Source organism: Acinetobacter sp. YH12106 (genome assembly GCF_013418995.1).
Taxonomy (GTDB): domain Bacteria; phylum Pseudomonadota; class Gammaproteobacteria; order Pseudomonadales; family Moraxellaceae; genus Acinetobacter; species Acinetobacter pseudolwoffii.
Genome location: NZ_VPAV01000040.1, coordinates 1 through 8,432, shown reverse-complemented (window position 1 = coordinate 8,432; position 8,432 = coordinate 1). Strand labels below are relative to the sequence as shown.

The window sequence follows — 8,432 nt, the reverse complement described above, 5'->3', positions numbered from 1 at the left end:
CCAATAAATCCTTCACACCATGTTTTTTCTGGTGTTCATGCTGACCTTTCAGCTTTTTGTGTTCCTGGTAAATCGCATCACGTTGGGCTTCCCAGGCTTTTTTTCCAAACAGTAAGGGTTTGTTCTGAGTTAATTCGTTGTGTTGATCGACCAGGCTTTGCAATTTGTCATGACTTTGCTTGAGTCCGCTTTTTACGATCTCCTGGGCAAGCTGCTGATTGAACTCGTTTTGATGTTTGTGGTGCTTGCTCAGGGTTTTTTCGGCCTTCTCTAGATGCTGCTGCATGAAATCCAGGTCTAGATTCGCGTCTTTTGCGCTGATTTCGCGTTTTAGCACTTTGCCAAGGGTTTCCCTCTGTTTTTCCTCAAACAGGGCTTTTTCGTCAATTGGTGGCGTTTTAGCGCTATGTTTGATCTGAATCTGCTGTTCAGTTTTCAGTGTGCTGAGTTTGATCTCATTTTCAGCAATCAGCAGATCCATATTTTTGCCGTATTGCAGCTGAGCCTGATTTCTCTGTTTGATTTGATCATTGCTGCGGCTGATTTCGGTCTCAATCCCTTTTCGGCGCAGTTCGGTGACTTTCGGTCCTTCGTGCAGCGTGGCTTCCAGTCCATTCTCCTGGTCTTTATAGCTGCGATGGTCGACTCGGGCGGTGTATCCGGCCATGTCGAGGTGCATATTGCAGATATCGGCAAAGTGTTCGCGCCAGTGTTCGATTTCTCCACTGTGTTTCTGATCCAATTCCCGGGTTTTCTCGGTAAAACCTTCGGGAGTGAGCTTGCGTGTGCTCATCAGGATATGCGCGTGATAATTGCGTTCATCACTGCCGGATCCGGTATGCGGGGCATGGATACAGGCATCAACGGCCACCTGATGTCTGTCTACGATGCTGGCGCATAGCTCTTCGAGCATGGCCAGGCGTTGTTCCTGGTTCAACTCACTTGGAAAGGCAATTTCAAATTCCCGGGCGACTGTCGAGTTTTTTCGGGTTTCTCGTTGTTCCACTTCGTTCCAGAGTTTTTCCCGATTTTTTAAATGCTCTGGTGCGCCTTCGGGTAAATAAATTTCTTTATATTCCACGCCAGTTTTTCGGCTGTATTCATGTTCTCGGCCTTCGCGTTCACAATAGATCTTTTCACCGGCCCGATAGGCAATCGCAGCAGTGGCGGAACGCCCTGCAGATCGTGCTACGGTTTTGACTGAAAAGTGGTAAATCGCCATGCCTGTTTTTCGCTTTTAAATTTTCACGTAGTGAAATACAACCGTGACTACAGTTGTCGGGGGTATTGGGGAGACCCCAATCGGACTTGCAAACGAAGTTTGCATAAGTGCGCTCTTCGAGGAAAACATTACTATACATATAGCACCTTGAATGCATATTCAAGTGCGCTTATGTTAGGGATGGTTTCCCAGGATGGTGGTATTGGATTAATGAGCATTACTGAAACACTAGACAGCAAAATTAAAGCCCAGGAAGAAAAGCTAAAACAACTTAAGGCTCAAAGACAGGCAGCACTGGCAAGAGAACGTGCCAAAGAGAAAGAACAGGCACGTAAGGATGATACCAGACGAAAAATTTTAATCGGTTCTTGTATGCTAAAAATTACTGAAGATGATGAACAAGCTAGGGCCAAATTAATGGCCCAGATGGATCGTTATTTAACAGACGAACGAGATAGAAAAATTTTTGGATTTTAAATGGGATTTATAATAAATCCGCTATTTAAATAGTTATCCCAATCTTTCCATAGGTGTTGAGATTGGTCAGCAGGTGAGAGGGCATCTTTGAATTTTCTCACCTCATCGTATTTTTTAGTCATGAACTGAGATTCATATAGCCTTGCAAATAAATTGAGATCTTCTAGATTTTTCAGTTTTTCTAGTAATTTTTCTTCAAGTTGAAGATCGGACGGATCAAGGGAGTTAAATGATGGACGTGTTGTATAGAAAATTCTTACTTTCTCCATTAGAACTTTTAATGAAGCTAACTCATCATTAAAATCTTTATTTAAGCCAAGATCGTGAACTAACATATGTAGACAAGCATAGCTATTTTTCCTTTCACTTCTTATGTTTAAAAAATTTAATTTTTGAAGAATTTTAATTACTTGTCTTGCATTTGGTTGGAAATATATGAAAAGCATTTTTATAGCATTGGTATTTCGAATAACAAACCCATGTGTTTGAACATAATTTTCGATCAGATATCCATATTCATATTGATGAGGGATAGGTAGCCTAATGTTGAAATCTATAAATTTTTCTAGGTAATCATTAACATCATTAAAACCATAAAAATTATTAATAGATTCTGATAATTGTTTTTTATTCACTGCCAGTACAAAAATAATGTTAGGAGTATCAAAAAAATGTTTAATTCTTTCAATTAAACGAATAGAAAATTCTGGTTTACAACGATCCAATTCATCAATAATAAAAACCAATGGATGATCAAGTTTTTCCGCAATTTCTGCTAATGCTTTTTTAAAATAAATTAAAGTTTGCTTTTCTTGCTCATAATTTTCAACTTGAGCTGATAAATGTTCTTTTAATTTTTCATTAAGTAATTTCGCACTTTCCTCTCCAAAGTCTCCAACATTTTCAGTTGAATTTTTTAAAACTTCGGCAGCAGTTTTACCAAAATAACTTGCTGAGATTATTGAAGTTCCTAAAGACCAAAGAAGTATAGGAAGATTTGGCAAAATTGAATGATAAACACTAGTAAGCTTTTCTTTGAACTTTCTTACTAAAGCAGGGTCTACATTAATTTTATTTGCAATTTCCATTGAGATTGTTAAAAACGGATCTTCTAGGTAATCATTAGCAAAAGCATCTAAATAGATCACATCAAATTTTCCATCTTCTAACTGCTTTTTCCAATGATTAACGAACCATGTTTTACCAGACCCCCATTCTGCATCAATAGCTATAGTTGCTCCAATTTTCAATCGAGATACATATTCTGTGAGCCTATTGCCTAATTCTTTTCTTTTCCATAAATCACCATCAAATGCTTTTTCTATGTTGGTGTAATCATCTCTTACTAATTTAAATTGATCTTGCATTTTGTGTTCTACATTAGAGCTTTGAATACCCTTAATGTACTTTATAAAACAAAAAGATAAATGAATTTTAATTTTAAATTAAGCGAAGATATATACTCTAATTCATACAGATAATTTAAAGAAATTTGTAGACCATATAAATTAAGTAATAAAAAACCCTGGCAGGATGCCGGGGTTTTTCGTATTAGTTCGCTCAGTAAAACTCCTGTCGTACCTTACTTTCCTTGTGCCTATCTCTAGTCTAATGATAGTTGTTATTAGTCTTAAATACTTATAATGCTATATTCAGTTTCCTTTTGAATAATTAAGAGATTTTTATGAAAAAAATATTAATCATCGGGTTAGCAAGTCTTTTTACTATAGGTTGTGCAACAACATCAGGATTAAATCCACAGACGGCAGTAAGTAATTTTGATGGTGTAAAAAGTGTAGCGATTGTTCCGCATGGTGCAGCATGTAAAAATATGGTTTGTCCAATGGTTGGGGCAACATGGTTAGAAAATCAGCCCAACAATGTTGGTATTACTGTTCGCCTATTAAATGAAATAGCAAACATTCACTCTGTAGCTTTTAATATTGATGGGGAAATTATTAATATAAAGAATGATCATGCTACTAGTTTTGATCAAGCTGTAGGGGCTAACTATTCACAAGCCACAATGGTTGTAAGTTACAGTATTTTAACTAAAATTCTGCAATCAAAAAGAACATGGATGAAAGTATCAACTAGCAAAGGCGCACATGAAGTGGCCATTGTAGATGGTACTGTAGATAGTAAGGCTTTTAATGCACTTAAAAGATTTGATGCTCAAGTAAAAGAAGCATCTGCTAAATAATTATAGTCTTTTAATAAAAAAAGCATGGCTGAAAGCCATGCTTTGGTGGTGTTCGCATACTCGCCATTTTGTGAACTAATAGAGAAATGATTAAATTTAATCATCCTCCTTAATGGTCAGGATTGTCATGAGTCTACTGAATTATAGACAGCATTATTTTCACGTCTGCCTCCGGCTATTTTTCAGATGATTTACTAGGTTTCAAATCATCATTATTTTTTGGAGTCTTCTTATTATCACGTCTTCTTTTATCAACCTTACCAGTAGATTTAGCAATTGGTTTCGGTCCTGGTTTAAGAGGTCTAGTCATTTTAAAAATCCTTATATAAGTAAAACTAATTAGTAATATAAATTTAAATTATTGAAATTGCAACAGACAGATAAATTTCATAAAAGACTATTATTTTTTATGTTCAGGAATAAGTGACAAGATTAAGATTTACTACAATTAACATAATACACGTTATGCGAATTCAAAAAATGGGAGCTTAAGCTCCCATTTTTACTGATGATTTTTTAATTCTTTTAGCATGGCATCCCGCAAGATTTCATTCATGCGTGTCTGATAACCTTTACCTTGTGCTTTGAACCATGCAAGTACGTCAGCATCTAAACGAATAGATGTTTGTTGCTTCACTGGACGATAGAATTGATTGTGGCGTACAGCATTACTCCAGTCGGTAATTTCAGGAATATCTGAGAGATCTAGCTGATCGTCAGGAACCGTTCCCTTAGCAAGCAAGCGTTCAATTTCAGCATCTTGCTTGTCGCTGAATTTTTCATTCAGTTCTTTGCGTGAGTATCTAACCATGCTCATATTTATCTCGCTCTGCTTTAGTTACCTGTCTTGCACTAATAATTCTTATGATTTCACACTCATCTTCATCAAAGATGGTATGAGCTACTAAGAGCATTAGTACGCCTTTCACTTTTCCAATGGTCTGCCAACGTTCTTCACCATCGGTATGTCTGTCCTGGATTGAGATCCTTAGAGGATCTTCAAAAACAAGGCTTGCAGTTTCGAAAGATACATCATGTTTTTTCTGATTCTTTCGATTCTTTGCCTCATCCCATTCGAAATACTGTTCCATAAAAAACATTCAAATTTGTATATACAATAATGTATCACAAAATTGTATCACTCAAGTTGAAAAGCGTAATTTTTAGTCAGATTTATTGGCAAGAACTATCAAAAATGCTCATAAAAAAGCCGACTTGTTTCAAAGTCGGCTTTTTGGGCATTTTTGGATTTTTCTATTTTTATTAAGTAGTTGATATTTAAATTAATATACAAGTGTATTGCGTATAACCGCCATTATGTTAAATAGAGGGAAAATCTATTTTTAAAGTGATAAAATTATTGTAGTTATTTTAAGAATAGCTGCTTTTGATACTTGATCATCTATCCTAATTAAAAACTGTTTTTTAATAATTTGGAATATAAATAAGATTTAGTTAAAATTAACATTATTCATATAAATTAAAATTATGTATTACATTTACTAATAATTTAAAATAATTAGTAGAAAAAAATTATGTTTTAATTATTTCTTTGATTATATAAGTTGAGAGTAAAAAATGATTAATACGGAATTTTCAGAGTGTATTTCTGCATGTACAAACTGTTCACTTATTTGTACTGAATGTGCAACTTCTTGTTTAAAAGAAAAAGATTTAGAGATGATGCGTGAATGTATTCAACGTTGTCTAGAATGTGCAGATATTTGTCAGTTATGTGTGCGTATGCAACAACATAACTCACCTTTCCTCAAAGAGATTTGTGAGCTTTGTGCTAAGATCTGTGAATATTGTGCGGAAGAGTGTGAAAAACATTCACATGATCATTGTAAAAAATGTGCTGAGGCTTGCCGTCAGTGTGCAGAAGAATGTCGAAAAATTGCCATGTAAAATACTTCAATAATGTTAATTATATGGCTCTAGACTAACATAATCATTCTGCTAGTCTAGAGCCTTTCCTAAAATTAACATAATACACCTTATACGAAATGCTTGATATTTCTCTTTAAATATCATTATATTAACGTAAGCCGTTCTGGAGTATAGGGCACCAGAACGGCTTTTTATTGATTATTCATGTTCCACGGTTTTATTCAGTTTTAATAAACATCATCCGGTTTTTTGAGGAGTCATTATTTCAAGTGCTTGCACTGAAATTGGCTCTTCAAAAAACTGGAGTCTTGGCTAACCATATGGAAGGAAAAAGCGGCTTAGGAAGCCTCTCTTCTTCTGTTCTGGTTCAACATGCTCCGGGATAGGAATACGCTTATTGTCTTGCTGAGGAGTAGTCAATTCGTCATAGTTCGTTGCTAGTTCCGACCGAGGATCCGTTGCTATATCCTGTTTAAAGCTCTGATCGGTAAAGGTAGTCATATTGGCTTTTGGTGCTTCTAGTAAGCGCTGCATAGCTTCAATCTGTTCTTGATAAAACGATTCACGTTCTAAAGATTGATTTTCTCTCTGTATTGCCTGATTTAATTGTTTTTCCAGTATGTCAACTTGACGTTTTAGTAAGTCAACTTCTGTCAAGTTTTGACTGTTAATTGATTGACTTTGATTGACTGTATCCTCTTTTTTTTGTGGTTCCCCAAAAACTCTTAGGGCCTCTGAAAAGTCAATTAATCCATCAGATCCTTTAGATAAATTTCCTTTGTTTATATGTGCATATATGGCTTGTCTTGAATATCCATAAAGCTTAGCTAACTCTGAAACTGACAGTTTTTTCATTATGTAAACCAGTTTTCAACTTGTGTTAATACCTGACTGTTAACTTAACAATTTCAATTAACAATGTCATTGAAATCCTAATTTTCTGAGTAAAGGAAGTAATTCCTTAAATTTCTCTGCATCTTGCAGCATGGCAGCTATACGTACAGCAAACTGCTGATAGCTTTCTGTGCCTTGTGAATATTTACTCATCTCAGGAAGCTCTGAGAGCTTGTTGGCGAATAGATGGCGTTGTTTATCTGTTATTTTTGAAAAGAGGTCTAATGTATTCGGATCTCTTTTAGATTCGACTGAATGCGTGGCTGATTTTTTCTGTTTAAAGCTAAATGAAAAACCAGTAATAGATCTACCTGTTTTATGCTGTTCAACTTTGACAGTAATATCGGTATGTTCATTTACTTGTTTTAATGCAATGTCTAAAACATATTTTTTAAAATCATACATTCGTTTGTATTCAGTCTCGAGTACACCTATTTTTTGTCTAAAATCATACATAGTTATGAGAGGCGTTTTTCCAGTACTACGCCATGCAATCAATATTTCATATAAACGAACAGCATAAGCACTTGTTAAATTACTTATTTGTTGTATTTCATACTTTGTAAATTGTTCTTCTAACCTAGTAATTAAAGGCACAATAGCAGGGGCAAAAATAAGTCTAACGACAGCTTCATTATCAATATAAGCCACCTCGCTCACCCATCTTGATTTGTGATTAATAATGTTACCTTTTTCACTAAGACTCTGATAACTGAATTGTCTTGCAAACAAGTCATCGCAAGCATCTTTTAACGCCTGATAAGCCGTATTTCGATGTACACCAAACTGATTAATATAACTTTCAGCATGAACTGTTAGTGGATCATTAGCATTTATCCCTTTACCCGATTCCCTTGCTTCAACAATAGCTAGGAGAATTAACCTCTGTTCAACTAGATCGAGGTTATAACTGGCATTGATTAAGGCGTTATCTTTAACAACTAGTTCTGTTTTCATATGAAAAGATTATATTTTTAATTCAATAAGACGAGGTTATATAATTATCTCGCTTAATGCAAGGTAAACCTCGTTTTAATGCAAGGTAAACCTCGTTTTAATGCAAGGTAAACCTCGTTTTAATGCAAGGTAAACCTCGTTTTAATATCTCTAGAACCATTATGAATAAAGGATTACAGCTTAATTAAAAGCATTTAAAAGCTTAAAAATAATTAAAAGCCCAGGGAGTAAAAAATTGCCCTTGGTTTTCGCTTCGCTCAAACTCTATTGAATCTCGCTTTCGCTCGATTCGTCGGGGCAATTTTTGATTCATATTTTCGTGAATTTGAGAAAAAGCAAAAGCAAGATTAAAAGCAGCTCGGAATTCGCTTCGCTCATGAGCTTTTTTTCTCGCTTCGCTCGATTTAGGAATCAAACTTGGAAAGTTCGCACCCATGCGGGATGCTCTGGTAGGGTAGGTGATTAATGGATAGGGAGCTTGTAATCAGGGAAAGGGATGGACGAATTTTCTCAGTTCGCTCGTAGACACTCGCTCTGTTTAGCGACTCATGCCACGAGATTTCATTTTAGGCGCATGTTGCTGTGCTTTGAGTTGTTGTTCTTGTCTGAGTTTCATCTGTTGTTCTGCTTTGATCTCATCCACACATTTTTTAATGACTTGGTAGGATGGGTATAGAGTCTGGTATTGCTTGGCTTTGGCCGGATGTTGTTGTTGGTACTGCTTCCAGGCATGTTCTTTAAACTTTTCATTTTCCAATAAATCCTTCACACCATGTTTTTTCTGGTGTT

Annotated in this window: 11 protein-coding genes and 1 pseudogene; 3 read left to right on the top strand and 9 right to left on the bottom strand. The window is 35.6% G+C overall.

The window, feature by feature from the left end:
* Nucleotides 1-1,222, bottom strand: a 1,222-nt coding sequence (mobQ, locus tag FTU45_RS14545) for a MobQ family relaxase (protein WP_180076640.1), incomplete at its 3' end; no start/stop codon positions are given.
* Nucleotides 1,223-1,432: 210 nt separating this feature from the next.
* Here mobQ and FTU45_RS14540 point away from each other — a divergent pair.
* Entirely contained in the window at nt 1,433-1,699 is a 267-nt protein-coding gene (locus tag FTU45_RS14540) for a mobilization protein (protein WP_180076641.1), read from the top strand.
* On the opposite strand, the gene FTU45_RS14535 is transcribed toward FTU45_RS14540, so the two are convergent.
* A complete protein-coding gene (locus FTU45_RS14535) occupies nt 1,696-3,066 on the bottom strand; it encodes a P-loop NTPase fold protein (protein ID WP_180076639.1) in 1,371 nt (456 codons plus the stop codon). The genes FTU45_RS14540 and FTU45_RS14535 overlap by 4 nt on opposite strands.
* A 317-nt stretch (nt 3,067-3,383) precedes the next feature.
* On the opposite strand from FTU45_RS14535, the gene FTU45_RS14530 reads away from it, so the two are divergent.
* Nucleotides 3,384-3,902 (top strand): hypothetical protein, encoded by a 519-nt coding sequence (locus FTU45_RS14530; RefSeq protein WP_180076638.1) that lies wholly within the window; start codon nt 3,384-3,386, stop codon nt 3,900-3,902.
* 175 nt (nt 3,903-4,077) lie between these two features.
* Here FTU45_RS14530 and FTU45_RS15540 read toward each other — a convergent pair whose 3' ends face one another.
* From FTU45_RS15540 to FTU45_RS14520, 3 genes are all read right to left on the bottom strand, one after another.
* Entirely contained in the window at nt 4,078-4,212 is a 135-nt protein-coding gene (locus tag FTU45_RS15540; RefSeq protein ID WP_257224072.1) for a hypothetical protein, read from the bottom strand.
* A gap of 192 nt (nt 4,213-4,404) precedes the next feature.
* Nucleotides 4,405-4,719, bottom strand: a complete 315-nt coding sequence (locus FTU45_RS14525; RefSeq protein WP_004282216.1) for a BrnA antitoxin family protein — start codon at nt 4,717-4,719, stop codon at nt 4,405-4,407.
* Nucleotides 4,706-4,993, bottom strand: a complete 288-nt coding sequence (locus tag FTU45_RS14520) for a BrnT family toxin (protein WP_180076637.1) — start codon at nt 4,991-4,993, stop codon at nt 4,706-4,708. The genes FTU45_RS14525 and FTU45_RS14520 overlap by 14 nt, the downstream gene beginning before the upstream one ends.
* 487 nt (nt 4,994-5,480) lie before the next feature.
* On the opposite strand from FTU45_RS14520, the gene FTU45_RS14515 reads away from it, so the two are divergent.
* Entirely contained in the window at nt 5,481-5,810 is a 330-nt protein-coding gene (locus FTU45_RS14515) for a four-helix bundle copper-binding protein (RefSeq protein WP_004641881.1), read from the top strand.
* 294 nt (nt 5,811-6,104) lie between these two features.
* Here the strand turns inward: FTU45_RS14515 and FTU45_RS14510 are convergent, their stop codons facing one another.
* From FTU45_RS14510 to FTU45_RS14495, 4 genes and pseudogenes are all read right to left on the bottom strand, one after another.
* Nucleotides 6,105-6,647: a plasmid replication DNA-binding protein gene (locus FTU45_RS14510; RefSeq protein ID WP_004896925.1), complete on the bottom strand. Its 543-nt coding sequence runs from the start codon at nt 6,645-6,647 to the stop codon at nt 6,105-6,107.
* A gap of 66 nt (nt 6,648-6,713) precedes the next feature.
* On the bottom strand, nt 6,714-7,643 hold the full coding sequence (repM, locus tag FTU45_RS14505; RefSeq protein WP_004896921.1) for a replication initiation protein RepM: 930 nt from the start codon (nt 7,641-7,643) through the stop codon (nt 6,714-6,716).
* 202 nt (nt 7,644-7,845) lie between these two features.
* The gene (locus FTU45_RS14500; RefSeq protein ID WP_180076636.1) at nt 7,846-8,079 is read right to left on the bottom strand and encodes a hypothetical protein; all 234 of its coding nucleotides are present in this window, start codon (nt 8,077-8,079) and stop codon (nt 7,846-7,848) included.
* A gap of 102 nt (nt 8,080-8,181) precedes the next feature.
* Nucleotides 8,182-8,432: pseudogene (locus FTU45_RS14495) on the bottom strand (hypothetical protein); the annotation flags it as partial.

What these genes read in the sequence shown, in the direction of transcription:
- FTU45_RS14520 (WP_180076637.1), bottom strand. Translation starts at nt 4,993, where the DNA reads ATGGAACAGTATTTCGAATGGGATGAGGCAAAGAATCGAAAGAATCAG.
- FTU45_RS14525 (WP_004282216.1), bottom strand. Translation starts at nt 4,719, where the DNA reads ATGAGCATGGTTAGATACTCACGCAAAGAACTGAATGAAAAATTCAGC.
- FTU45_RS14540 (WP_180076641.1), top strand. Translation starts at nt 1,433, where the DNA reads ATGAGCATTACTGAAACACTAGACAGCAAAATTAAAGCCCAGGAAGAA.
- FTU45_RS14535 (WP_180076639.1), bottom strand. Translation starts at nt 3,066, where the DNA reads ATGCAAGATCAATTTAAATTAGTAAGAGATGATTACACCAACATAGAA.
- FTU45_RS14500 (WP_180076636.1), bottom strand. Translation starts at nt 8,079, where the DNA reads ATGGGTGCGAACTTTCCAAGTTTGATTCCTAAATCGAGCGAAGCGAGA.
- repM (WP_004896921.1), bottom strand. Translation starts at nt 7,643, where the DNA reads ATGAAAACAGAACTAGTTGTTAAAGATAACGCCTTAATCAATGCCAGT.
- FTU45_RS15540 (WP_257224072.1), bottom strand. Translation starts at nt 4,212, where the DNA reads ATGACTAGACCTCTTAAACCAGGACCGAAACCAATTGCTAAATCTACT.
- FTU45_RS14530 (WP_180076638.1), top strand. Translation starts at nt 3,384, where the DNA reads ATGAAAAAAATATTAATCATCGGGTTAGCAAGTCTTTTTACTATAGGT.
- FTU45_RS14510 (WP_004896925.1), bottom strand. Translation starts at nt 6,647, where the DNA reads ATGAAAAAACTGTCAGTTTCAGAGTTAGCTAAGCTTTATGGATATTCA.
- FTU45_RS14515 (WP_004641881.1), top strand. Translation starts at nt 5,481, where the DNA reads ATGATTAATACGGAATTTTCAGAGTGTATTTCTGCATGTACAAACTGT.